Below are 23946 nucleotides of genomic sequence, written 5' to 3' on the forward strand. Positions count from 1 at the left end.
GATGAAAACACAAACCTTACTCCCACTGCTGATCGGTATATTTGTAGCGAATTATTCATTGGCTAACAGTGAAGATGATGAATATGATTATATGGCAACACCTGAGTCATCCCAGATTGCCGATCTAGTCGACGATGATCGCGATGGCGTTGTTAACGCTCGGGATCTCTGCGCAGGTACTGTACTAGGTTCGCAGATAGACAATGATGGATGTGGTTTTGTCATTGAGACTGAAGACGAATTGCAGTTACGCATTTTATTTGCCAACGACTCATCCAAAATAGAGCCTCTGTTCGAAAATCAAATTCGTACTATGTCTGATTTTCTCAAGCGCTTCCCAGAAACATCGATTGAAGTACAAGGCTACGCTAGTAAAGTGGGGGCTCCCGAATATAACCTTACCCTATCGAAAAAACGGGCTATTGCTGTAGAGCAAGAGTTGATTAGTAATGGGCTTGCGCCTTTCAGAGTCACCATCGTAGGCTATGGCGAAAGCAATCTTGAATCAGATGGCAATGATGAACTATCTCATGCACAAAATCGTAAGGTAACTGCGACGGTCGTCGGTTTCGACGAAGAAGTTGCTAAGGAGTGGACCATTTTCAGTGTGATTGAAAAATAATCTCTAAACAATGCAAAAACGCCTCGGTAAATACCGAGGCGTTTTTCTATACCCAAGAAACTTGAAGATGCAGGTAGGCGGCAAGTAAGAAAGTCCCTGAGCATAGGTGAACTATGTGATTGGGGCGCACGAACACAGCCAACACCGCTGCGACTTCAAGTATGACGGGTATATCTTATGCTTTCGCTTTAGACTTCGGCAATGAGATATGCAATAAGAAGTAACCCAATATTGCAGCAGTAGTCGAACCCATCAATATACCCAAACGCGCATAAGTATCAAATGCCGCATTGTCCGGACCAAAGGCCAGTGAAGAGATAAAGATCGACATCGTAAAACCGATACCACAAAGTACAGAGACTGCGAAGATATGCATCATCGAAATACCTTCAGGCAATTTCGCAACACCCATTTTTACTGCTATCCAGCTAAAGCTAAAGATACCTAGCGGTTTACCGATCAGTAAACCCATCGCAATACCCAATGGCAGCATTGAGGTCAATCCATCCATTGATACACCTTGCAATGAAATACCCGCATTAGCGAACGCGAACAACGGCAGAATACCAAATGCCACGTAAGGGTGTAGAGCGTGCTCCATATGTTTCAACGGAGATTTTTCGCCTTTCTTACCTTGTAATGGGATGGCAAAGCCAATCACAACACCAGCTAACGTCGCATGAACGCCAGATTTAAGAACCGCAATCCAAAGTATTGCACCCACTATGATGTAAGGCAGTAACTTAGTCACTTTCCGAGAGTTTAGGACAAAGAGTGCTGCCGTCATAGCAAAACCAATCGCCAATGCCGTCGTTGAAAGATCGCCTGAGTAGAACAGTGCGATGATCACAACAACACCAAGGTCATCAATGATTGCTAGAGCCAGTAGGAATACTTTCAAGCTAATTGGCACTCTGCTACCTAGCAGTGCCATGATACCCAATGCGAATGCGATGTCCGTTGCAGCCGGAATAGCCCAACCTTGAATCGCAGCAGGATCATTAAAGTTAAATGCCAAGTAAACCAACGCTGGTGCTAACATTCCGCCAACCGCTGCAATTGCAGGGAATATAGCCGTTTCTCTAGATTTTAGAGCACCTTCAAGCAGTTCACGTTTAACTTCTAAACCGATCAGTAAGAAGAATATTGCCATTAACCCATCATTGATCCAATGAGATATAGACATACCAAATACATAAGTATGCAAAAATGCTTGGTAAGTTTCGTTTAATGGTGAATTGGCAATAGTCATTGCTACAGCAGCAGCAATGACCAACAACACGCCTCCCGCTGATTCCAGCTTGAAGAAGTCGCGAAAGATATCACTCATGTGATCGTCCTTATATTTATTATGTTAACGATTAACAAAGAATAGCGAGAGTGTATAGCTATCCTTCGGTTTAGAAAAATCGCTTGTTTGGAGGTTAAACCTCGGAAATTCCGAACAAAACGACCAAATTGAACGCATATTCCTTAGCATTCTATCTTATTGATTTATCTTAGCGTGCTACAACTCCCTGCTTTCAAATAGGTTTTTATTTGGGATTGCTGCACAAAGAATAGGAAACATAGAAAAATTTCACAAATGACAAACATCGTGAAATTCTCATATTTTTAGATTTTGAGCTTTAGATCAATAACCAGCTAACTGCATAAAGCCGAAACTCGTATGACTGCCAGTAGTAGAAATAGGACCTTCCCAATATGGAAGTATAAATGGCAACCACATGTTTGCATTTAATACTTGTGTAGTAAGGCTTATTTGGTACTTCGGAATGTTAATGACCCAACTCAATGGCACAAGCTTGTTACCATTCAGTAGCGTTGATTGCAGTGGTACAACCGTAATCTCATTTTGTTTTAAAGAAATGACCTTGCCAGAATTCGTCGACAGTGTTGCAACCGTATGGTATTGAGCATCTTGGTAGCGATAGCGATGCACCGACAATGTGGTTTCATGATCTAAATGAAACACAAACCAGTCCCAGCCTTTCTGCACATTGGGTAACAAGCCACTACTGCCCCACTCTTTGCTCATCCATGCTTCACCATCAATACGAAAACTTTTTTCACCATCTAGCGATAGTTCTCCAGACACATCAATAAATGGAGCCGTCAGATTGTGAGAAGCCAAGGCGGTTTTATCATCTTTCGCCACATAGCCTCGTTGACCTGGCAAAACAAATGGACCAGAAGCAATACTGTCTAACTGAAGTTTTACATTGTCCGTCGCAATGGATAATTCTCCAGGGAACGGTGTACGTCCAAGCGAACTCCAAGTCCAATTGTCTATCCACACTTTGAAAGGTATATCTTCAACACCAGCCTGACCGATACCACCCCGTGCCAGACGCTGCTCTTTCCACACTTTATGATCGTTAGAAACAACAATATGAGAAATATACAATTGCGAATTTTGCCATCCACCTCGATCTTGATCATCACTGGCGATCCGGAAGTAACTCCATTGAATGCCATAGCGTTGCCCTTGTTCATCCTTTACGCTCGCAAAGAAATGCCACCAGCCATGTTGATAGTCTTGATTTGGTGCAAAGTCTCGTGGAATCGCGACAGTGCTTCCCGAAGTGACCGTGTCAAATTGTTCCGGATTACTGTTGAGTAGAACATTAACCTCTTGGTGGGTGTTGCTACTCGATTTCGCTTCCCCTTCGCCAAAAGTCAGACATACCGCAGCCACAATCAGTACGACAACGATAGAAACCACAATACATAGCTTAGTTATGATCGATCGTTTCATTTATAACGCATCCCTAAGCGACTTCATCGGGGTATTTCTTACCAGACGAAGAACTGGCATTGCGCCCGCCACAACAAGTGAAAGCATCGCCAGCAAAATAGTATTGATATACGCTTTAGGAATGAACTGAAGCTCTAATGTCCAACCAAAAGACTGCTTGATCACAATGTCTACTACTAAATTCGCCAATGCTAAGCCCAATGGCATGGCAATAATAATGGCTATTGCGCCAAATACAAACAACTGCAAACTTCCCATTATGATCAATTCTTTACCTGACATTCCCAAGCAGCGCAATAGCGAAATATGCCGTTGGCGTGCCACTTCTCCTGCTACAGTTGAGAAGAAAATACCAAACACGGCAATAACCAATGTAATGTTCCCTAGCGTATCCGCTATCGAAAACGTCCGATCAAACACCGACATGGCTTGTTTGTGTATGCTTCCGTTGTCAAAAATACGCTCAGAGCCGAGCCTAAACACAGATTCCATCCGCCGTTTCAACCCTTCAGAACTAACCCCATCTTTCAATACCGTACCTAGAGCAACACTACCACTTCCTGCATAAGTATAGAGCCAATTTCGATGGGACATCAGCACCTGATTATATGGATTACCATAATCGTAATAAACCCCTACAACCTGCCAACCTTGCCCCGCCTTACCATGTAAGTCGATATAATCTCCGGGTCGAATACCAAGTTTGAGTGCCATAGACTCACTTACCATGACCCCTTTCGAATGATGTAAATGGTACCAGTAATTCGGTACACCAAGCTTCACCGTAAGTGATTGCAGCTCTCCTTCCGAAGCACCCGTACTCACGACTTGCAATGAACCACTTGGGGTCGGTGTTTCCTTCTCCCAGCGCCACCAGACGGATTTCACTTCCGGTTGCTTAGAAAGCCAAGAGCTTAAACGCGCAGCCGAGCTGCTATTGGGATGAATATACAAGTCTGCGGCCAAACGCTGGCTTAACCACTTGTCAGTTGTATCTCGAAAGCTACCTACCATAGTTTCAATGCCGATGTTCGCCGCCATTGCCAGCATAAATGCCATTGTCGCAACGCCACGATAACTCATACTTGCTGCCGCGTCAGAGAAAAACCAACGCACTTTCACCCAACGCATCGAATAACTGAAACTAGTAAATAGACGCCAAAGCAGAAACGGCGTAAACAGCGCTACGCTCAATAACATCAGTGCGATAATAATGAAGCCTGACTCTTGTGATTGGGGAGCTTGATAAATGGCAACAGCCGCTACGGCTAAACCACAAGCTAATAAGGCTTGAATTAAAAATTCTGTTCCCGTAAAACGCAACAGTGACAAACGCATAGTCAAACGAATAGGCTGAGAGCGAAGCAAACGAACCAGTGGCCATGCACATGACGCGAACGCACCGATTAGAGCCATTGCTAAGCTGTAAGCGCTCGACTTAAAGCTCCACTGAATGGCGAATCCAACATTCGCGTTATAGAGATCCTCTAGACTCGCCGACACGCTTGGAATAAGCTGATTAGCTAATAACATGCCAAACACGTTGCCGCATAACCAACTTACCAAAACTAAAACCACTAACTCCATCAGCAATGCTTGCGTTAACTGCCAACCTGACACACCTGTTTGGCGCAAAATGCCTACCAAAGGTTGCCTTTGGGTTAGCGATAATGACATCGCTTGGTAGAAAATAAACAAGCCGACCAAAAACGCCAACATCCCCATGGCACTCAAATTCATGTGGAATGCTTGGGTCAGCGATTCAAGCTCAGCCTGAGAGCTGCGAGCTAATGACAAGCCATGAGGCAACGAAATTTTGAGTTTTTCTAATTTAGCTTGCGTCATTTCAGCACAAGCAATCGAAGATATTCCCGCACTGCGCTCTAACATGCGCACTAGGGCCATATCGGCGATGATTCGCGTACCGTTAAGTTTTTGCTCTTTTTCAATAAGAAGAGGACCCAATTCACTGCCATCGGCTAGGCGAATCGAATCTCCGTCTTGCCAACGCATGTATCTTGCAAGATCATGACTAACTAAAATTGGGTAAGGTGCCCTCATCAAACCAAGCGCACTCAATTGTTGCAGAGAAACATTACGCTCTAGCTGTAACATTGCCACTGGATCAATTCCAATGAGTGTTAGGTCTAAGTTCTTAGCGGTATTAATGTTAACACTAGTGAAAGGTGCGCACTCAGTGAAACCTTCTCGTCGTAATTGAATGTAATATCCCTGCGGAATATTATTAATAGCATGTTTAGGACGAATACGATAAGGCAGTGGATTGGAAAATAGCTTTTCACCATGCTGGTAGCTTTCTTTAGCATGTTCGTTAATGGCCGTCACGCCAACAAGGAGTGATACACCAAGTGTTAAGCCAAGCCAGACAAGAAGGATTTGAAAAGGATAACGTCTGTAATGGCCAAGTAACGCTTTAACTACGGGCCATAACATGCAATTGCCCTCCTTGCAGGCGCACGCGACCTTCCATATGTTGAGCCACTTTTTCGCTATGTGTTACCAACAATAAAGTACATTCAAGTTGGCGAGTGAGAGAGGTTAACAAACGCATGACGGCTTCAGCATTTCGTTCATCTAAGCTCCCAGTTGGTTCATCAGCTAAAAGCAGCTTCGGTTCCATGTAGAGAGTGCGAGCGATAGCCGCTCGCTGCTGCTGCCCACCAGAGACTTCTTCAGGATAACGACCAAGCAAAGGCATAAGATCGAGAGCAGAAAGGATTTGGCGCCATAAACCTTGATCGTCTGGTAAGCCTTTAAGTTGGCGGCAAAAACGGATATTGTCCGCAATATTAAGCGTGGGTAGTAAGTTAAATTGCTGGAAGATGAGACCAATATTATTACGTCGGTACGCTGTGCGATTACTTTCAGTTTCCTGGTGCATCATAAAATGAGGAAACTCAATTTCACCGGAATCGACTGTATCCAATCCAGCAATCAAGTTAAGTAATGTGCTCTTACCCGAGCCACTCTCTCCCATTAATGCGATCTGTTTGCCTTGCTCTAGTACCAACTCAGCACCTTGTAAAACTGGGTGAAATTCACCACCATCAACATAGCCTTTACATAGGTCTGTTAGCCGTAACATCCAACACTCGCAATCGAAAAATTAGGAGTGTGAATCTACACTAATTAGCGTCTAGTAGGAAGCACTTTGGACAGCAGATCACATGAGTAGCACTTGAATGCATATATACAAATCTATCTTGCTAATTTTCAATCAAATTCTTCAACCATTTCTTACTTTTAACTCGATAAATAGAACCACTCCATTTGATCAGCTCTTCGGTCAAAAACAACACATAAATAGCTTCTGGTGGCCAGCCCCAATATATTGCTGCAACGGCAGCCAGCGGGATGCCAATTAACCACTGAGCAATTAGATCTTGGTATAGGCAAAACTTTACATCCCCACCCGCACGCAATACGCCAACTATCGCCATCATTGGAACACAGCGCAAAATGATACCCAAACTTAGAATTACGATAAATTTGTCGGTAAGTGCCCTTGTTTCTGGTCCTAGGGCAGTAAAGGAATCAAGCACTAATTCGCGGAAAATGAAAAGAAGCGTCGCTACGCCCAACGCAACAAAAACACTCAAAAATAGGATGCCAATCGCTTGATAAAAAGCTTCATCATATTTCTTAGCACCAATTTGATTACCAATAAGTACAGCAGAAGCATTGGCCATACCAATCAACATGGCCAACGAGATAGATTCAACGGGAGTCATCACCGCTAATGCAGCAAGCCCCTGCACACCGGATTGCCCCATGATTGCATGATACGCAAATAAGCCTCCTGCCCATGCGAGAAAATTCAGCGTTGTTGGCATAGAAAGCCTCAAAAAACGCGTCACTTTATCAATTTTTAGCATAGCTCGAATATCCGTGAACGAAAAAGCCAATAAATGCTTTTTGAAATACAGATACCCAAATAAAGTGGCCACTTCTATCGCGCCACTGATCACCGTTGCAATTGCTGCACCTTTGATCCCCATCGCTGGCACACCGAACTTTCCGAAAATAAGCACCCAATTGAGAAAGATGTTGGAACAAATGCCAATACCGCTAAAAAATGTACTCAAGCCAGGCTGATGAACGGCGCGCAGACCCACCGCCATACTCGCCACACAAGCGACCACTAGCATAGTCACAGAGGTCAACACCAAATAATCACTACCTAACTGATTAACGAGTTGTGAGTCAGTGGTTAATCCCATAATTTCATGTGGGAAGAAGATGAATAGAAGCACGCTAAAGGAAGCGAAAATCGTGGCCATAAACCAAGTCAAAGCGGTACTTTCCCGTACGCCTTGCTTATCTCCTGCCCCCCAGTACTGTGCTGTCAACATCGCACCACCAGTTGTCACACCCACCAGCATGATCGTGGTAACAAATGTGGCTCTCGCTGCGACCCCAATCGCGGCAATTTCAGCCTCTCCCAGTTGCCCTAGCATTAGCACATCAACAAGACTTCGGCTTGAAAACATAATGCTTTGTAATGTAATTGGCACCGCAATCGCGAGCAGGCGACGAACAAAGTCGCCTCGGGTATGGGTAAGCACCTGAGAAAGAAACATTGAAAACAACCTCGACTATTTTACATGGTCATATTGCCAACTGAGCTGTGCATTATATACTCAATTAAAAACAATCACATAGATTAGATCAGGTGAATGATGAAGAATGTACTCGTACTTGGTGCTTCTGGTTATATTGGCTCGCAGTTGCTAATGCAACTGTGCAATAAAGGTTACAACGTCACCGCAGCCGCGCGCCAAATCGATTATCTAGAGGCTCGTACCTTACCTCACTCTCATCTTACCCTCGTTTACCTTGATCTCGCCGATCGCGAAGCGACCTTAGCGTTAGTTCCACAGTTTGATATCGTATACTTCCTAGTACACGGCATGGCACAGGGGCACGATTTTGTTGATTATGAAGTGTCACTGGCTGAAAACTTTAAAGCCGCTTTACAGCAAAGCAAGGTTGAACAAGTTATCTATTTAAGCGCACTGCAACCGCAAACTGGAAACTCAGAACACTTACAAGCGCGAAAAATAACTGGTGATATACTGCGTCAAAGTAACACGCCAATAACAGAACTTAGAGCCGGAGTTATTATCGGTCCTGGGTCAGCGGCATTCGAAATAATGCGCGATTTTGTTTACAACTTACCTGCACTAATTACACCCAAATGGGTTGAATCCAAAGCCAACCCAATTGCGTTAGAAAACCTCAACTATTACTTATTACAGCTCGCTAGCCACCCAACGGGAGAGCATCAGCTATACGAAGCTGGTGGTCCAGATATACTTTCATATCGAGAACAATTTAAACATATTTGTCATGCGAGCGAACGCCCTTACCGCCTCTATGCCACCTCATTACTCACACCTAAAATGGCGTCATATTGGCTTGGTATGGTCACGTCGGTTCCTTCGAACATCGGCTCTGCTCTACTTGCCGGTTTAGAGCATGACTTTATTGCGGATTCCAAACTGATAGAAGAACGATTTCCACAGCCTCTTATTGGTTTCAAACAAATGGTAAATGCGAGTATTAAGCAAGAAGGTAAATTTGTTCTCAGCAATGTTTGGGGCTTTGACCCGGCCGCACTTAAGCGCTGGCAGCCTGGCTATGGCTATTACCCTAAACAAACTGGAGCTACTATTGAAACAACATTGGATACCAAACAATTGTGGACGATGATTAAGACCATTGGTAACCCAAAAGATCCCTACTTCTTTGCCAATGCTCTTTGGCGTACTCGAGAGTGGCTAGATATCTTCTTTGGCGGCAACAAGCCAATTCGTCGCTCGCCCCAAGGACCTGAGCTAAAAATTGGTGACTGTATTGATTCATGGAAAGTAATTCGGTGTGAAAAAGACCAGTTTCTCTCGTTATTATTTGGCATGAAAGGTCCCGGACTTGGGCGATTGGAATTTACGGTTACAGATCATGGTGACAAGCGAACACTCAACATTACCGCTTGGTGGCACCCACAAGGTTTCAAAGGACTACTGTATTGGTTTGCAATGATGCCTGCGCACTTATTTATATTTAAGGGCATGGTTAAAGCCATTGTCCACAAAGCAAAAGAGCTTCCCTAGGAAAGCTCTTTAAATAAACTCAAATCGAGTGTATGTGAATTGTCACATTATTTGTTAACTATAAAATCCTTCGGGATTTCAGCTAATTGTGTACCTAAGTTATTCGGAAACAGGATGTATTCGCCATGATATTTTACGTTAGATTTATAATCCGTCACCTTATGTAGCATAAACCCAGCGTTAGCTGCCATTTCGATAAATTGCGCATGATTCCCGCGAACAAACCAACGCATTGGTTTCACCATTAACTCACCATCGAAACAGCTATCACACTGTTCAGTACACAGTGCAAATGAGTTTTGACCTTCAATATAGATTTGTACTTTACCCACACCAATTAATGGCTCAGAGGTCGACACTTCCCAATCATTTTGTTCCATAAAATCAAGGAACTCATTAATTTGGCTGTCTTTAATCGCTTTTGACTCTTCATCGATTGGAAAAAATTCTGCATAAAATGCTGAAATACGCTCAAAGGTAAACATAAGATTAGAGGCATTCCCTTTAGTACGCCCCTCTTTCTGCCAACGCGTCAAGTCAGCCACCACACTGCGATCAAATCGCTGGGACTTCAAGGCCTTAGTTACCCATCGAATCAGGAAGTTGTTGTTTGAAACTGACGCATTGACCAATTTTTTTGCCTGATGTTCAGCGTGGATTTCTTCCAATGCTGCATTTACCAACTTTTGAATTTCAACTGTATATTCAGCCATTAAGCCTTTCTTCCGTATAACCAATAAAATGCGGCAGACAAAACCGAGCATGCCGTCATAACTAAAATCATCGGCCAAGCAACACCATTTGGCAATGCTGCTACAACGCCACCAACTATGGAGCCAATACCAAAACGCAATGTACCCGCTAATGAAGATGCGGTCCCCGCCATGGTTGGGTAACCACTTAACAATAAAGCCATCGAGTTGCTACCGATGGTTGATAACGTACCTATGTACATCACCACAAAAATAACAATACCCCACAGCCCAAAATCTAACGACCAAGCAGTGAAGAGACCCAAGCCAGCGGCTAACTGTACCCACAAACCAAAACGTAGCATCGCATGTGAACCCACTTTTCTCACTAAACGACCATTGATACTCGTCATCACAATCATTGCAATGATATTTAAGCCAAATAGGTAACCAAAATGATCCGGTCTTACGCCATAAATATCAATGTATACAAACGAGCCTGCGGTTAAGAAAGCAAACATACCTGCAAATGAAAATGCACCAGAAAGCACTAATCCCATTCCCACTGGGTTACGGCATAACCGCATGTAATTACGCAATGTCGTAGCCAATCGCAGTGGCTGCCTTTTCTCTACGCTGAGCGTTTCTGGGATTTTCCACAATACCAATAAAATAACAATGGCAGCAAAAATGGCTAAAACCCAGAAAATAGAACGCCAACCAAACCAAATGGCCAGATAACCACCAATCATTGGCGCTACTAAAGGGGCAATTGTAATGACCAAGGTGACAAAGGACATAGCGCGAGCAAAATCTTCACGGTCGAACATATCGCGTACAACCGCTTGAATGATTACCGCCGCAGCCGCCCCAGCAAAACCTTGCGCGGTTCGAACCCATGTTAAAGCGTCGATACCATTAGTAGTCGCGCTGACTACTGAGGCTAAACCAAAAAATAACACACCCAGGATCAAGACTGGTCGGCGACCAAAACTGTCAGCCAATGGTCCGTGAACCAGTTGACCTAAAGCAAACCCCGCAGTATATGCCATTAAAGTAAATTGAACGTCACCCGCGCCAACACCTAAGTCGCGAGCAATCGTTGGCATCGCAGGTAAATACATATCAATCGCTAAAGGAGTTAGCGCACCAATCGCACCCAATACAAGAAAGAGAATAAAACTGATTTGTGGGGCAGCTGATTGTGATGAAGCAGTGTTAGACATACGTCTCCTAGTCGGTTGCGGTTGCGCTGCAGCAATCCATGCTGCAACCAAACAGAGTTTGAGACAAAACCTATCCTTAGAGTATCGGGTCTATCGTCGTTGAAAACAGCGCAAAACACTACTTCCCAATAGGAAATAAATAATTTCCTAAACTCGGTATTCTTTCTTGTCAGGAAGTCGTAGCTAGCTAAGCATCACTGCCCGTTATTTCCACACCGAATCGATTTCTTCTTGCGTTAGATTTCTGTATTCGCCAGGTTCAAGAGTCTCATCAAGTACAATGTTACCAATACGTTCACGATGCAACTCATCAACCTTATTTCCAAGTGCTGCGAACATACGCTTCACTTGATGGTATTTACCTTCGGTAATGGTCAACAGAACTTCGTTATTGGATGCATCGACAATCTCAAGAATTGCAGGCGCTGTTGCTTCTGCCTCGTTACGTAACTCAATACCTTGAGCAAATCTCTCAATGTAATCAGCGCCAATAGCGTCAGCGAGCAAAACACGATAAGTCTTTTCACATTTGTGCTTTGGAGCAGTAATACGATGTGACCATTTTCCGTCATCGGTCATCAACACCAAACCAGTCGTGTCGACATCAAGGCGACCAGCAAAATGCAGATCTTCCTTTTTTACCTCATCGATCAATGCGAAGGCTGTTTGGTTAAAACCATCTTCATGAGAACAAACAAAACCATCGGGCTTAAATAGCATGATGTAACGAGGACCGCGCATTTTCAGTTCACGACCTTGCCATTCCACCCGGCACTCACTGGTGACTTTAACTGAAGCAACTTTACATACCTCTTCATTAACCGTTACTTCGCGACGCTTAATCAGTATGGTTGCTTCTCTGCGCGTTACGCCTAGCGCATCACATAAAAATTTGTCCAAGCGTGCTTTGTCTTGCTGCACTTTATTTTGAGCCATAGATACCTCATCTTTGTTAGCTGCGCTATTATAGTGTGCCTAAACTAAATAGTTGAGCTATTTCACAGAATTTATGTACACCCTGCGCCCTTACCAAACCGATTCAGTAAAAGCGGTTATTCATTACTTCCGAAAATATTCAACGCCAGCCGTTATTGTGCTACCTACTGGCGCAGGCAAAAGCCTCGTCATTGCTGAACTTGCTCGCCTTGCGAGAGGGCGAGTTTTGGTACTCGCTCATGTAAAAGAATTGGTTGAGCAAAACCATTCAAAGTACGAAGGTTATGGCTTAACTGGCGCTATTTTTGCGGCGGGACTTGGTCGTAAAGAAACCAATCAACAAGTCGTATTCGCTTCCGTTCAATCAGTAGTACGCAATCTTAACGAGTTTAAAGACCAATTCTCTCTTCTGGTTATCGACGAATGCCACCGTGTACCTGAGGATGAAAATTCAAGTTACCAAAAAGTCATTGCTCATCTACGTGAACTTAATTCGGGAATGAAGGTACTGGGGTTAACCGCGACCCCTTATCGTTTAGGAGTGGGATGGATATATCAATACCACACGCGAGGGCAGGTACGAAGTGAAGAGCCGCGATACTTTCGTGATTGTATCTTTGAATTACCTATTCGATATTTACTCGATGAAGGCTTTTTAACCCCAGCAAAATTGATGGATGCCCCAGTATTAAGTTATGACTTTTCACAACTTAGACCTGCCAGCACAGGGCGCTATAAAGAAGCCGAACTCGATATGGTGATCGACAAAGCCAAGCGCGCAACCCCTCAAATTGTTGAACAAATCATCCAAATGGCACAGAACAAATATGGCGTAATGATATTTGCAGCGACAGTGCGTCATGCCCAAGAAATCCATGGGTTGTTACCCGCAGAGCAAGCCGAAATAGTCATTGGAGATACCCCTACACCTGAACGTGATGCGATTATCCAACAGTTTAAAGACCAAAAAACTAAGTACTTAGTTAACGTCTCCGTTCTGACTACTGGCTTTGACGCACCCCATGTCGATTTAATTGCTATTTTACGCCCAACTGAATCAATCAGCTTGTATCAACAAATCGTTGGACGCGGTCTACGCTTATCTCCCGGTAAAACAGAATGCTTGGTGCTGGATTACGCCGGTAACAGTTACGATCTTTACCAACCTGAAGTGGGTAACCCAAAACCCGATTCAGACAGCGAAATCATCACGATTCCCTGCCCTGCTTGTGGTTTCAATAACAACTTCTGGGGTAAGCTAGACACCAACGGCTTTTTAATTGAACATTTTGGTCGGCGTTGCCAAGGCTACTTTGAAGACGAAGAAACCGCTGAGCGCGAGCACTGTGGCTATCGATTCCGCGCCAAATACTGTGGTGAGTGCGGCGCAGACAATGACATCGCCGCGCGTATTTGCCATGAGTGTGATGCGACCTTAGTCGACCCTGACAAAAAGCTTAAAGAGGCGTTAAACCTAAAAGATGCTCTAGTCTTTGAGTGTTTAGAAATGGACCTATCGACATTTAAAGATGATAAAGGTAAGAATCAGTTGAAGGTAACCTATCATGGTGACAACCAAGCTGCAGTGCATGAATATTGGTCGCTAACAACCCCCAAACAAAAACAACGTTTTCTGGAGCAATTCGTACGACCACACTTGGCAGACAAGCACCGACCATTTATAGAGACCTCACCTACTAAAGTGGTCTCACATCAACATAGATTTCGCCCACCTCAATTTGTAATCGCGAGAAAAGTTGGCCGTTTTTGGAAAATGCGAGATCGAATTTTTGAAGACGAGCTAACGTCTGGCTAATCAAAATTAGACCAATTCACTTTGCGTTCATGTTTAAATATTTATACTCAATGATAGGGTTAGTTGATGCTATTAAAAATGCGATAGCGAACGACGCCATAGGATGTTTGAGCAAAGGTAACTCTATGTTTAAAAAACTATTCATCAGCCTTGTAACACTGGTTGGATGTACGGTCCTCGCTTTTCCGAGTTACGCCGACAAGCATGATAACGGTCATGACTTAGTGCGTGATGTGGAAAAGCCCGGAACCAAAATTGAATTTGAAGAAGATCAAGACGAAGTCTACGAAGCGGTACAAAAAGGTTACATTCGTCCGTTTTCAGAAATGTACGCCGCTGTTGAGCGAGATCTGCGCGGGCGAATTATAAAAGTTGAGCTAGAAGAAGATGACGACATTTGGGTTTATGAGCTAAAAATTAACTATAACAACAATATCATCAAAGTTGAGTACAACGCTCAGACCTTAGATATGATAGAAATTCGCGGTAGAAACTTAAAAAAAGCGTTAAAAAACACAGAAGACTAAAATAATGAAAATACTAATAGTGGAAGATGAGCCTCGTCTCGGTGAACAAATAATTGAATCATTAGAACACACAGGATGGGTACCTGAACTATCACAAGATGGTATTGATGCACTCTATCGCGCAACATCTGAAGAGTGGGATGTAATAGTTCTTGATCTCGGCTTACCTAAGTTAGATGGTCTTACCGTACTTAAAGGTATTCGAGATGAGAATATCAATACACCCGTGGTTATTTTAAGTGCTCGAGATACGTTAACACAGCGTGTTGAGGGTTTAAACGCAGGCGCGGATGACTACTTAACCAAACCATTTGAAATGGTTGAGCTCACTGCGCGTATTCGAGCTCAATTACGCCGAGCATCCGGGAATGCCTCACCAATCATGCAAGTGGGCAACTTAAGCCTTGATACCCGAACGTCAAAAGTGATGTGGCAAGGTGAAGGGGTAAGCCTAACAGCATTGGAGTATAAAGTTGTTGCCTACTTTATGCACAATTCCGACAAGGTTATCTCGCGTACTGAGCTTGTGGAACATATCTACAAGCAAGACTTTGACCGTGATTCCAACACTATCGAAGTATTTATTGGACGAATTCGTAAAAAAATCGCCCCTAACGTAATAAAAACCGTACGTGGTTTAGGATATCAATTGAATGCCGAGTAAAAAGCTGTCACTGATCAAACAACTCAGCTTAAAAAACCGCCTAGTATTGGCGGCTGTCATTTGGCTAACTGCAATGATCATCGCAGCTGGTGTTATGGTGCCATCGCAAGTATACAATTACATGGTCACCGACACTAAATCACAGCTTTCCATTTATATGGATGAAATTACTGGCAATCTAGAAGTCAATAAAGAGGGGGTATTGACGCTTTCAACCCAACTTTCCGATCCTCGATTCTCACAGCCATACAGCGGGCTTTATTGGTCTGCATCGACTCAAGACAATCAAATACGCTCTCGATCATTGTGGGATAGAACCATTGAATTTGATAAGAAAAAATCGGATGCATTTGGCGCTAAAAATGAACCTTTGATTTTTATCGAAACCTCGGTCTACTTTCCTGAATACAATAAACCGATTTCAATTTTGATCGGTATCGACGAACAACCTATTGAGGATACAGTGAGTAAACTGATGGGAGAATTGTGGGTTATTCTCGCTCTACTCTATTTAGGTGTTTTAGCCGTAATATTCGTGCAGATTGCTTGGTCTCTAAGCCCCTTGACCAAAATGCACAAGGAACTGAATCAATTGCGCCAAGGAGACCGAACCAGCCTCGGTGACGATTATCCACGAGATATCGCTCCGGTCGTTTCTGATCTTAACGCGCTACTGTTTCACTACCAAGAACTATTAGAGCGCGCTCGCCACCATGCTGGCAATTTGTCTCATGCGCTCAAAACCCCGCTATCTGTATTAAAAAACGAAATTCAACACTTACCTGAAAGCAACAAGAAGCAACTGCTTGATCCAGTTAATCAAATACAGAGCCAAATTGACTACCATCTCGGTCGTGCTCGTATGGCGGGCTCAAGGAATATCTTATCAGTTAAGGCATCACCAGCGGAACGCATTGATGCTATAGCAATGGCGTTTGACAAAGTCTACGCGGAACGAGGCGTTACTCTGATCAATGAAATTGAGTCAGAACTCGAAGTGTCAGTGGAACAGACCGATCTGGATGAAATGGTCGGCAACCTGTTAGAAAACGGCTACAAATGGGCCAACAGCATTATTCGCGTATACGCGGAAATAAAAGATAGCAATACCGTGAACATCGTTGTTGAAGATGACGGTGCTGGCATTCCTAATGAGCAGCTCAATAATGTTGTTAAACGCGGAGTGCGGTTAGACGAAACCACTCCAGGTACCGGGTTGGGTTTGAATATTGTCAGCGAAATGGCGCATAGCTACCGCGGGACCTTTCATCTAAGCCACAGCTCTATGGGCGGCTTAAAAGCAACACTTTCAATGAAAATCAGTCACTAGCTTGCCAATAATCAACCTATTGTGCATGGAGCTAGCGACTCACTTTTTCACCACCACGACCAATTACCAACGCCGCATTCAGTGCGCCGTGCGAGCAATCTATCAAGCAGACCATTTATTGTTCCTCCTGTTGAGAACAATAAATGGCCGTTGTCTCTAACCAGTCAGTTGTGCTAGTTCAGCTTGATTGACTCTGTTTTCTGCCACCACAAAATACATCAATAGCAACAATGAACAAGCCGCCAGTGCTAAACAGACATAAAACGCCGCGTAATAACTATACAGTTCACCAACCAAACCAACCGACAAACTCGCAACCAACATACTGATTTGCAGCAGGTTTGAAAACAGTGTTGATGCCGTACCCAATCGATCTCGCATCATGTCTTGCATCGCGACCATACCTAATGTCGCCGTAATACCGATAAAAACGCCGTTTAAGATCTGGATAAGCAACAGTTGCCAAAACTCAGTCAAATTAAGCATTGCAACAAAGAACAGGCAGCCGCTGACCAAAGATAAAGCCAGTAATTTCATGGTGCTAAACCTTGCAGCCAAACGACCTGCCTTAATCATAAATGGAATTTCACACAGCGCCGCCATGCCAAACATGTAGCCAACCCAACTTGCGTCGACTTTTAGCTCTTGTGACAAATAGAGAGGCATAGTAATCACATATAAATTGTTTGCACTAAACATAAAAAGCAGTGCTACGCAAAATAGAACGACCGTAGCCCCCACTGGCTTTACTTCTGGCGTTACCTCTAGTTGTTGTTGCGCTTTTATCACACTATTTGGCAGATAGAGAAACCCCAACAACAAGGCGATCAACGTTGCGCCACCAGCGGCCATAAATGACGCACTAAAGCCGAACGCCCCTTTTAAGGTAAATGCGACTGGCGGACCAACAACCCATGCAATCGCAATACCCGCCCTCATGACCGACAAGAATGTGGTACTGTCTTCGATATGTTCGTCCGCGTACTCTCGACCTAGCGCAAATAATTGCCCCATCCCAGCCCCACTCAAGGCACCAAAAACCATCGAAAATCCGACTGCTAAGTAGTAGTCTCGAATAAAACTGAACGCGATCATCGTAATCAGATAACAACTCGTCGAGAACAGTAAAATGTTTTTCCGGTTCCACCCCTTATCCGATTTTGCTGCTATCAGCTGAGATACCGAGACGGAAGATACAATCGAAAGGATCATATAGGCGCTCAGCATCATTGGACTCGCACCTAACGCTTCTATGATGAATAGACTTGAAAGCGGATAGAAAAACGAGCCACTAATCCCAGTAATAAATGTCATTATCAAGAATATCAGCGCTTCTTTTTTCTTGAACATAAACCTCTCCTATAAATCCTTTATTCATTCATACCCAAGTACTCAGGAGCTCTTGGAGACAGCGACCTCAGTTTAATCATGTTTTTCAAAAAGATATTAATGACTATCCTCCATTTGATGATACTTTTCAGTCAAATGAAGGATGTTTTTTGACTGAATAGGATATATTCAATACCCTTAACATGAAGAATGAGAATGAGGATTTGGGAATGAAGCCAACCATTGAAAATGTGCTCAGCGAAAACAACTTCAATTGGATAATCAAGGAGTACCATTGCCGCGGAAAGATAGAAGAGTTCACCTGCCCTTGGCACTATCATTCAGAATACGAGTTGGTGCTTTATCGCGATAAAAATAACGTATTTCAAGGGCGCTATTTTGCTGGTGACAGTATTGGTGATATCCACCACAACAGTATGCAGCTCTACGGACCAGGACTGCCTCATTTGGTCACTGGGCGAAGTGACGGCGATGAAGAGCATGGGCATCATTCATTGATTTTTTGGTTTCGTCATCAATGGATAGAGTCACTCATCCAAACAATGCCCGAGCTTAAAAACCTTCGACGTTTACTCAAACGAGCCGCTTACGGGTTACAATTCAGTGTTGATACGGCAGATCATATCTATCAATTGCTTAGTGGTATTGAGCACTATGAACAACACCATCAGTTGATGCGCGTATTGCAAGCCTTATGCGCATTAGCGGATGATGAATCTACCACTTTGTCACTCAATGCCTATGGGATGCATGAAATGGATGTTGACGATGAATCCACTCGTCGCGTCGAGCTTGCACGCCAATTCATTGAAAAAAACTACGCGAACCAAATAAAAATTGATGACCTCTGCGGCGCTTTGCACCTTAGTGAAAGCTCCGCTTATCGATTGTTTGAAAGGCATTTCCTCGAAAGCTTTTCCGAACACTTGAAGCGTTTTAGGATCGGCAAAGCCTGTGAAATGCTTGTCAACTCAGAGTATTCTGTTGCCATCATTTCCGAGCAATCAGGGTTTAACAACCTCTCGAATTTTAACCGCCAGTTCAAAGGCGTTAAAGAGATGACGCCATCCGCTTTTCGCGCTCAATATAATTCGACAAATGGCTAAAAAAAGTAGCCGCGTCATTTATATCGTATCGCGAATCACTAATATGCGCCCATCAGTATAATATTCATGTTCTTCATCTAACACGATAGGTTTGGTCAATGCGGTCAGTTCCACTCGATGATTAACTAGCTTATCACTCACCTGCTTTGCCAATTTATCTCGTTCATGGTCCACATTTGGATCAACACTATGTAGCACGGTTACAATACCTGAATATGGTGTTAATTGCAGACCATCATCATAGCTTAGAGCGCCGACCCACATCGTTTGTTGCGAATCGACATCAACACCCGCTTGCCACCAACGAATGTGACTACGGCGCAGAAGATCCCCCGGCAATTGAAAGGCCATTTTTTGAGGCTGGTTATTCCAAAACAGATCAGAGACCGGTGGCGTATTGTCTTTAAGCAATTGAATGTAATCTTTCCATTCAATCTCGTTACGTGAAAATGTCTTGTTCTCAATCCAACCTAAATCAAGCATCAAGGATCGAGGGGTATCACCAATAAACAGTACATTCATTGCTTGAGCATCAAATACCTTTGAGGTACCCGGATAGACCTTATAAGCCAACTCACCGGGCTCTATCACTTGCCCTTGATAGACACTTTGATCGCTCTGTTTCGCGAAATCATCCGAGTAAAAAAAGAAATGGCTATAGTTTACCCATAACATCAGAGAAAAAAACAGCGCGCTAAATTTGATAAACAACAACCGCCAACGCAGTCTTCGCCCAATGTAGAGAAAGATAAGGCTGAGCACTATCGATATCAAGATGAGTTGATGCTCAGCGATAACAAGCTTTACCTGATCGAATATAGGGAAGCGTTCAACGCCATACGCCAATACAACCCCCCACATCACAAACTGGCCAACACCCAGTAACAAACCAAGTGAACCAAACAAAGTAAAGCGCCCCCATGCCACTTTGTTCGTTCCTGCCATAAAAGGCACAACCCACGCAATAGGACCAAGTAAACGAGCTAAGGCTAAAACATAGTTGCCCTTTTTATACATAAGATGACGGCAACGAGCGACTGGTCTACGGGTTTTTGGCTGCCATTGTATGAGTTTTCTCTGGGCAGAAACGCCCACATAACGTCCAATCCAATAACTAGCTTGGTCACCCAGCAAACCACCAAGTAAAACAGCGAACACTCCAGCCCAAATACCTTGCTGTAATTGATACCCCGCAGCTATCAAAAACGGCTCACCCGGTACAAAAAGGTTGGGGCCGATAAGTGCATCAAGCAAAGCCCCAATAAACAAGCTCGTTTCATCGAACATCAGTCCCCCCCCAGCCCTATTGTTCTTTATAATGACCGAATTGGTAGTTCATCTCATTGTTACGCATTTCACCAAAGAAGAAACGGCGAACATTGGCTTTCAGGTAGGTCGCACCCATTTTGAAAATACCATCTTGATCTAAACGTCTTGGGTCAAAACCAAACGTTAACTTCAAAAAACGGAATCGCCATGTCCTGCTAGCACGCCTTACGTAATCGCAATCTTCACAAAGGGTAATTTGCTCGTCAAACCCGCCGATTTCTTTATGTACGCGCTTGGTTGAAAAGATGCACGCGCCGACTGCTGTTGGGAATGAATATTGAGTAGCAAAAAGCCCCAAATTGAATAACCCGTAGCCCAATTTATGCGCTAAAGGTAAATGCTTTGCCCCCATATAAACGCCAGCGACTTCAAGTTGTTTCTCTTCTAATTGGCTGACCGCGTTAGCTAAGAAGTTTGCTTCTAATCGAACGTCTGCATCTAAAAATAGAATGCGATCATTTTCGACCAATGAAGCGCCTATATTTCGCCCAAGACTGACACCTCGTTTGTCCATTTTATGGATGGTTAATTTCGGTAACGAATCTTCATACGCTGTGGCAACTTGGCAAGTACTATCTTCACTATTGGAATCAACGAGAACTACTTCAAATTGTTGGTGTGTTTGCTGACTTAAATCGCTTAATAAGCGACCAATTCGTTTCTCTTCATTTAAGGTAATAACTACTATGCTAACTGGTCCCATCTGCATTCTCCGCTCTATGATGGCTATTGAATTGGGGTTAGCTTATTGCCTTCAAACTTAATCTAAGCTGAGAGATTCATTCAGATCGAGTTCATCTTTGCCGTATTCAATTCTGTTATTGATTTAGCCAGATATTTCGCTCTCATAACTTTCTATTCGATGCTATTCTAACCACCTCAGCCGTAAGCAGATTCAAAGGCTGTTAATCTTGGCAGTCGCACGGGAAAAGTATTGCTCTCAACGGTATAGAATGATAGTATCCGCGCTCGCTGTTTGAGTAACAATTCGTTGTTCATCGGCGCTAAAGCACGACATAAGGTCGCATTATGTCGTGAGGTTATTATTAATTTTACGAGAGTAATTCTATGAAATTTGAAGCAGTAGTACGTACTGAACTAGGTAAAGGTGCGAGCCGCCGCCTACGTCACGTTGGTCAATTCCCTGCTATCGTTTACGGTGGTTCTGAAGCTCCAGTATCAATCGTTCTTGACCATAACGACATCGTTAACCAAATGGACAAGCCTGAGTTCTACGAAGGCATCGTTCTAGTTATCGACGGCGTTGAGTTGAAAGTTAAGCCACAAGACGTTCAACGTCACGCTTTCAAACCAAAGGTTGAGCACATGGACTTCATCCGTATCTAATTCCTTTACCAAGGAATTACACGGATACAATCCAACCTTTTGCATATAAGATTATCGGACTTACCAGCCGAGATATCTGAAAAATTCGAAACCCCAGAGATTTACCACCTCTGGGGTTTTACCGTTTTTAGGCGAGAGTATTTCTGTAGCTATACCCTAGCCTTCAAATTCTATCGTTATTGATTCTATTTATTATTTTGGTTACGCGGCGGTCGTACGTAAACGTGCGAAATATGCAGGGTATCTATTGCGGATGTGGCGTTGCTGTTCAACCATGTCTTTAAAAGACGGGCCTTGTGTAAGTTGTAAGATCACTTCATTCTTGTCAAAGCGAAGAATGGTCCCTGTTACTTGAAGTTTCTCTTCCACACCTAAGCTTAATGTACCTTTCAGAGTCAGACCTCTATACAGCGTTGTTAGATTATTCATCACAATACGAATCCCCTTTTCAGAAATTTCGCTCACGTGAAACAGTTCATCATCAATACGTACGATAGGCATTGCTCGACGAGGGTACTTTAATCGATAATACTTTCGTTTCTGCACATAGTCGTCCATGTCGTCCATGCATTTTTCCTTGTTGATGAAGTAATCTAGTAACTGAGTTGCGCTTATTATAACTATCGGCTATCGAAAACCAAACTTTAGCGCGCTATTGGTGATAATGGACACATTATTGTAGCTGCAAATTTATAAAAACAATTTATTTATGTGTTTGTTTTAAATAGTAAAAACATTATTCTGTCGTTAATACAATCTATTGCTTTACTTCGCTCTCAATCGCCCTAAAATTGCTGCCTGTTCCGATTACTCCACCCTACCTAACATGAATGAGATCCGCTTTGGTAATACCATGGCTGCCCTGTCTTTTGCTCTATGGGGTCTATTACCACTTTACTATCAATTCTTACCTAATGCGGCTATGGATGAACTGCTAGCATTTCGTATTATGGCATCTGTACCATTTGCAGCTTTGTTAATTATTTTCATTCAGCGTAAAAGCATCAACCTATGTGAAATACTCGCTGATAAACGCTCATTTAGAATGACCTTTATTGCCAGTTGCTTCATGTGTATCTCATGGACCGCGTTCACTTGGGCAATGACGAATGATCGTGTTATTGATGCCAGTCTAGGCTTTTTTATTAGCCCTCTTACGATGGTTGCGCTCGGTGTTTTTCTGTTGCGTGAACGATTAAGCTTAGGGAAAAAAATCGCGTTAGTATTAGCGAGTGCAGGGTTATTATATCAGGTGCTTCAATATGGTCAGGTACCTTATGTTGCATTAACCATGGCCATATTCTTCACCATCTATGGCTATTTCAAAAAGAAAATCAGCTACGACTGGGCAACCTGTTTGTTTGTAGAAGTACTCGTGTTAACCCCGTTCGCCCTGAGCTATCTATTATTGAAACAAGCTTATACTGGTACAGTATCACTTGATTCGGGTTGGCAAACTTTGTTGCTCTATGTGGGTTCAGCTCCAATTACTCTGCTACCTTTGGTTTTTTACTCCATTGCGATTCGTCTGACCACCATGTCTAACGTTGCATTGATGCAATACATCGAGCCTACTCTTCAATTCTTACTCGCTGTGTATGTCTTTGGGGAAGTTTTTGATGAAGTGAAATTGGTAAGCTTCAGCCTCATCTGGGCAGGTCTACTATTTACCATCATTGAAAGCATGAGTAAGTTCAGACCGCTTGCGAAGCCATAAGATCAGCGAGCAGTTGAGTTAAGCCCCAGCTGTTGCTGGGGCTTAACTCTGTAATTCTCTACCGTTAATAAAACAGTCACAACAATTAGTGTTCACGCCCTGATGGATTTGATCCAAACTCAACTTGTTGATAAATATCAGCCAACTTTTTCGGCTTTTTATTGGCAAATTTAGCACTGACTTTTACCGCCACCATATCAGACTGTTCTAATAGTGCTTGCTTATGAGCATCGGCTGATTTGATGTATTCAGAATTTGCCATTGCTTGTTGGCGTGCACGATTTACGCGTTCTAAGGTTTCCCACAACATACCTCACCTCCATTCACTGTATTTATATACAGTTTAGATCCATCATAAACAATGTCAACAAATACTGTTCATAAATACAGCT

At 43.4% G+C, this 23946-nt stretch carries 22 protein-coding genes; 9 read left to right on the forward strand and 13 right to left on the reverse strand.

Going from position 1 to position 23946, the window contains the following annotated elements; translation table 11 throughout:
• The first annotated feature begins 1 nt into the window (after position 1).
• Complete coding sequence (locus L4C38_RS10300; protein WP_428797545.1) at positions 2 to 622, forward strand: OmpA family protein; 621 nt, start codon at positions 2 to 4, stop codon at positions 620 to 622.
• A 175-nt stretch (positions 623 to 797) separates the two neighbouring features.
• On the opposite strand, the gene nhaA is transcribed toward L4C38_RS10300, so the two are convergent.
• The 5 genes from nhaA to L4C38_RS10325 all read right to left on the reverse strand — a co-directional run bounded on the left by nhaA (position 798) and on the right by L4C38_RS10325 (position 7981).
• The gene (gene nhaA, locus L4C38_RS10305) at positions 798 to 1952 is read right to left on the reverse strand and encodes a Na+/H+ antiporter NhaA (protein ID WP_428797457.1); all 1155 of its coding nucleotides are present in this window, start codon (positions 1950 to 1952) and stop codon (positions 798 to 800) included.
• Positions 1953 to 2255: 303 nt separating this feature from the next.
• Positions 2256 to 3380: a lipocalin-like domain-containing protein gene (locus tag L4C38_RS10310; protein WP_428797458.1), complete on the reverse strand. Its 1125-nt coding sequence runs from the start codon at positions 3378 to 3380 to the stop codon at positions 2256 to 2258.
• Positions 3381 to 5834 (reverse strand): ABC transporter permease, encoded by a 2454-nt coding sequence (locus tag L4C38_RS10315; protein WP_428797459.1) that lies wholly within the window; start codon positions 5832 to 5834, stop codon positions 3381 to 3383.
• Positions 5815 to 6486 (reverse strand): ABC transporter ATP-binding protein, encoded by a 672-nt coding sequence (locus tag L4C38_RS10320; RefSeq protein ID WP_428797460.1) that lies wholly within the window; start codon positions 6484 to 6486, stop codon positions 5815 to 5817. The genes L4C38_RS10315 and L4C38_RS10320 overlap by 20 nt, the downstream gene beginning before the upstream one ends.
• A gap of 121 nt (positions 6487 to 6607) precedes the next feature.
• Positions 6608 to 7981: an MATE family efflux transporter gene (locus L4C38_RS10325; protein ID WP_428797461.1), complete on the reverse strand. Its 1374-nt coding sequence runs from the start codon at positions 7979 to 7981 to the stop codon at positions 6608 to 6610.
• Between the two features lie 99 nt (positions 7982 to 8080).
• Here L4C38_RS10325 and L4C38_RS10330 point away from each other — a divergent pair, with 99 nt between their 5' ends.
• Complete coding sequence (locus tag L4C38_RS10330) at positions 8081 to 9514, forward strand: DUF2867 domain-containing protein (RefSeq protein WP_428797546.1); 1434 nt, start codon at positions 8081 to 8083, stop codon at positions 9512 to 9514.
• 47 nt (positions 9515 to 9561) lie between these two features.
• Here L4C38_RS10330 and L4C38_RS10335 read toward each other — a convergent pair whose 3' ends face one another.
• The 3 genes from L4C38_RS10335 to rsuA all read right to left on the reverse strand — a co-directional run bounded on the left by L4C38_RS10335 (position 9562) and on the right by rsuA (position 12368).
• Positions 9562 to 10227, reverse strand: coding sequence for a DUF2913 family protein (locus L4C38_RS10335; RefSeq protein WP_428797462.1), 666 nt, complete (start codon positions 10225 to 10227; stop codon positions 9562 to 9564).
• Positions 10227 to 11432: a Bcr/CflA family multidrug efflux MFS transporter gene (locus L4C38_RS10340; RefSeq protein ID WP_428797463.1), complete on the reverse strand. Its 1206-nt coding sequence runs from the start codon at positions 11430 to 11432 to the stop codon at positions 10227 to 10229. Before L4C38_RS10340 ends, L4C38_RS10335 begins: the two co-directional genes overlap by 1 nt.
• A gap of 204 nt (positions 11433 to 11636) precedes the next feature.
• A complete protein-coding gene (rsuA, locus tag L4C38_RS10345; RefSeq protein WP_428797464.1) occupies positions 11637 to 12368 on the reverse strand; it encodes a 16S rRNA pseudouridine(516) synthase RsuA in 732 nt (243 codons plus the stop codon).
• A 73-nt stretch (positions 12369 to 12441) separates the two neighbouring features.
• On the opposite strand from rsuA, the gene radD reads away from it, so the two are divergent.
• From radD to L4C38_RS10365, 4 genes are all read left to right on the forward strand, one after another.
• Entirely contained in the window at positions 12442 to 14184 is a 1743-nt protein-coding gene (gene radD / locus L4C38_RS10350) for a DNA repair helicase RadD (RefSeq protein WP_428797465.1), read from the forward strand.
• A 125-nt stretch (positions 14185 to 14309) separates the two neighbouring features.
• Positions 14310 to 14711, forward strand: a complete 402-nt coding sequence (locus tag L4C38_RS10355) for a PepSY domain-containing protein (protein ID WP_428797466.1) — start codon at positions 14310 to 14312, stop codon at positions 14709 to 14711.
• Positions 14712 to 14715: 4 nt separating this feature from the next.
• Positions 14716 to 15375 (forward strand): response regulator transcription factor, encoded by a 660-nt coding sequence (locus L4C38_RS10360; protein ID WP_428797467.1) that lies wholly within the window; start codon positions 14716 to 14718, stop codon positions 15373 to 15375.
• Positions 15365 to 16705: an ATP-binding protein gene (locus L4C38_RS10365; protein ID WP_428797468.1), complete on the forward strand. Its 1341-nt coding sequence runs from the start codon at positions 15365 to 15367 to the stop codon at positions 16703 to 16705. The genes L4C38_RS10360 and L4C38_RS10365 overlap by 11 nt, the downstream gene beginning before the upstream one ends.
• Before the next feature lie 156 nt (positions 16706 to 16861).
• Here L4C38_RS10365 and L4C38_RS10370 read toward each other — a convergent pair whose 3' ends face one another.
• A complete protein-coding gene (locus L4C38_RS10370; protein ID WP_428797469.1) occupies positions 16862 to 18055 on the reverse strand; it encodes a sugar efflux transporter in 1194 nt (397 codons plus the stop codon).
• Positions 18056 to 18264: 209 nt separating this feature from the next.
• Here L4C38_RS10370 and L4C38_RS10375 point away from each other — a divergent pair, with 209 nt between their 5' ends.
• On the forward strand, positions 18265 to 19161 hold the full coding sequence (locus L4C38_RS10375) for a helix-turn-helix domain-containing protein (RefSeq protein ID WP_428797470.1): 897 nt from the start codon (positions 18265 to 18267) through the stop codon (positions 19159 to 19161).
• 18 nt (positions 19162 to 19179) lie between these two features.
• Here L4C38_RS10375 and L4C38_RS10380 read toward each other — a convergent pair whose 3' ends face one another.
• Together L4C38_RS10380 and L4C38_RS10385 are read right to left on the reverse strand one after the other, a co-directional pair.
• Positions 19180 to 20448 carry an LssY C-terminal domain-containing protein gene (locus tag L4C38_RS10380; protein ID WP_428797471.1) on the reverse strand — a complete coding sequence of 423 codons (1269 nt, stop codon included), beginning with the start codon at positions 20446 to 20448 and terminating at the stop codon, positions 19180 to 19182.
• Positions 20449 to 20464: 16 nt separating this feature from the next.
• Positions 20465 to 21193, reverse strand: coding sequence for a glycosyltransferase family 2 protein (locus L4C38_RS10385; protein WP_428797472.1), 729 nt, complete (start codon positions 21191 to 21193; stop codon positions 20465 to 20467).
• Positions 21194 to 21558: 365 nt separating this feature from the next.
• On the opposite strand from L4C38_RS10385, the gene rplY reads away from it, so the two are divergent.
• Positions 21559 to 21837: a 50S ribosomal protein L25 gene (gene rplY, locus L4C38_RS10390; protein ID WP_428797473.1), complete on the forward strand. Its 279-nt coding sequence runs from the start codon at positions 21559 to 21561 to the stop codon at positions 21835 to 21837.
• Positions 21838 to 22038: 201 nt separating this feature from the next.
• Here the strand turns inward: rplY and L4C38_RS10395 are convergent, their stop codons facing one another.
• The gene (locus tag L4C38_RS10395; RefSeq protein WP_428797547.1) at positions 22039 to 22395 is read right to left on the reverse strand and encodes a PilZ domain-containing protein; all 357 of its coding nucleotides are present in this window, start codon (positions 22393 to 22395) and stop codon (positions 22039 to 22041) included.
• Between the two features lie 268 nt (positions 22396 to 22663).
• Between L4C38_RS10395 and rarD the strand changes: the two genes are divergently transcribed.
• A complete protein-coding gene (gene rarD, locus L4C38_RS10400) occupies positions 22664 to 23554 on the forward strand; it encodes an EamA family transporter RarD (RefSeq protein WP_428797548.1) in 891 nt (296 codons plus the stop codon).
• Positions 23555 to 23639: 85 nt separating this feature from the next.
• Here rarD and L4C38_RS10405 read toward each other — a convergent pair whose 3' ends face one another.
• Positions 23640 to 23864 (reverse strand): hypothetical protein, encoded by a 225-nt coding sequence (locus tag L4C38_RS10405; protein WP_428797474.1) that lies wholly within the window; start codon positions 23862 to 23864, stop codon positions 23640 to 23642.
• Positions 23865 to 23946 lie beyond the last annotated feature (82 nt).

The sequence above is a fragment of the Vibrio kasasachensis genome (assembly GCF_050337565.1).
In the GTDB taxonomy this organism is placed as follows: Bacteria; Pseudomonadota; Gammaproteobacteria; order Enterobacterales; family Vibrionaceae; genus Vibrio; species Vibrio kasasachensis.

What these genes read in the sequence shown, in the direction of transcription:
- L4C38_RS10300 (WP_428797545.1), top strand. Translation starts at nt 2, where the DNA reads ATGAAAACACAAACCTTACTCCCACTGCTGATCGGTATATTTGTAGCG.
- nhaA (WP_428797457.1), bottom strand. Translation starts at nt 1,952, where the DNA reads ATGAGTGATATCTTTCGCGACTTCTTCAAGCTGGAATCAGCGGGAGGC.
- L4C38_RS10310 (WP_428797458.1), bottom strand. Translation starts at nt 3,380, where the DNA reads ATGAAACGATCGATCATAACTAAGCTATGTATTGTGGTTTCTATCGTT.
- L4C38_RS10315 (WP_428797459.1), bottom strand. Translation starts at nt 5,834, where the DNA reads ATGTTATGGCCCGTAGTTAAAGCGTTACTTGGCCATTACAGACGTTAT.
- L4C38_RS10320 (WP_428797460.1), bottom strand. Translation starts at nt 6,486, where the DNA reads ATGTTACGGCTAACAGACCTATGTAAAGGCTATGTTGATGGTGGTGAA.
- L4C38_RS10325 (WP_428797461.1), bottom strand. Translation starts at nt 7,981, where the DNA reads ATGTTTCTTTCTCAGGTGCTTACCCATACCCGAGGCGACTTTGTTCGT.
- L4C38_RS10330 (WP_428797546.1), top strand. Translation starts at nt 8,081, where the DNA reads ATGAAGAATGTACTCGTACTTGGTGCTTCTGGTTATATTGGCTCGCAG.
- L4C38_RS10335 (WP_428797462.1), bottom strand. Translation starts at nt 10,227, where the DNA reads ATGGCTGAATATACAGTTGAAATTCAAAAGTTGGTAAATGCAGCATTG.
- L4C38_RS10340 (WP_428797463.1), bottom strand. Translation starts at nt 11,432, where the DNA reads ATGTCTAACACTGCTTCATCACAATCAGCTGCCCCACAAATCAGTTTT.
- rsuA (WP_428797464.1), bottom strand. Translation starts at nt 12,368, where the DNA reads ATGGCTCAAAATAAAGTGCAGCAAGACAAAGCACGCTTGGACAAATTT.
- radD (WP_428797465.1), top strand. Translation starts at nt 12,442, where the DNA reads ATGTACACCCTGCGCCCTTACCAAACCGATTCAGTAAAAGCGGTTATT.
- L4C38_RS10355 (WP_428797466.1), top strand. Translation starts at nt 14,310, where the DNA reads ATGTTTAAAAAACTATTCATCAGCCTTGTAACACTGGTTGGATGTACG.
- L4C38_RS10360 (WP_428797467.1), top strand. Translation starts at nt 14,716, where the DNA reads ATGAAAATACTAATAGTGGAAGATGAGCCTCGTCTCGGTGAACAAATA.
- L4C38_RS10365 (WP_428797468.1), top strand. Translation starts at nt 15,365, where the DNA reads ATGCCGAGTAAAAAGCTGTCACTGATCAAACAACTCAGCTTAAAAAAC.
- L4C38_RS10370 (WP_428797469.1), bottom strand. Translation starts at nt 18,055, where the DNA reads ATGTTCAAGAAAAAAGAAGCGCTGATATTCTTGATAATGACATTTATT.
- L4C38_RS10375 (WP_428797470.1), top strand. Translation starts at nt 18,265, where the DNA reads ATGAAGCCAACCATTGAAAATGTGCTCAGCGAAAACAACTTCAATTGG.
- L4C38_RS10380 (WP_428797471.1), bottom strand. Translation starts at nt 20,448, where the DNA reads ATGTTCGATGAAACGAGCTTGTTTATTGGGGCTTTGCTTGATGCACTT.
- L4C38_RS10385 (WP_428797472.1), bottom strand. Translation starts at nt 21,193, where the DNA reads ATGGGACCAGTTAGCATAGTAGTTATTACCTTAAATGAAGAGAAACGA.
- rplY (WP_428797473.1), top strand. Translation starts at nt 21,559, where the DNA reads ATGAAATTTGAAGCAGTAGTACGTACTGAACTAGGTAAAGGTGCGAGC.
- L4C38_RS10395 (WP_428797547.1), bottom strand. Translation starts at nt 22,395, where the DNA reads ATGGACGACTATGTGCAGAAACGAAAGTATTATCGATTAAAGTACCCT.
- rarD (WP_428797548.1), top strand. Translation starts at nt 22,664, where the DNA reads ATGAATGAGATCCGCTTTGGTAATACCATGGCTGCCCTGTCTTTTGCT.
- L4C38_RS10405 (WP_428797474.1), bottom strand. Translation starts at nt 23,864, where the DNA reads ATGTTGTGGGAAACCTTAGAACGCGTAAATCGTGCACGCCAACAAGCA.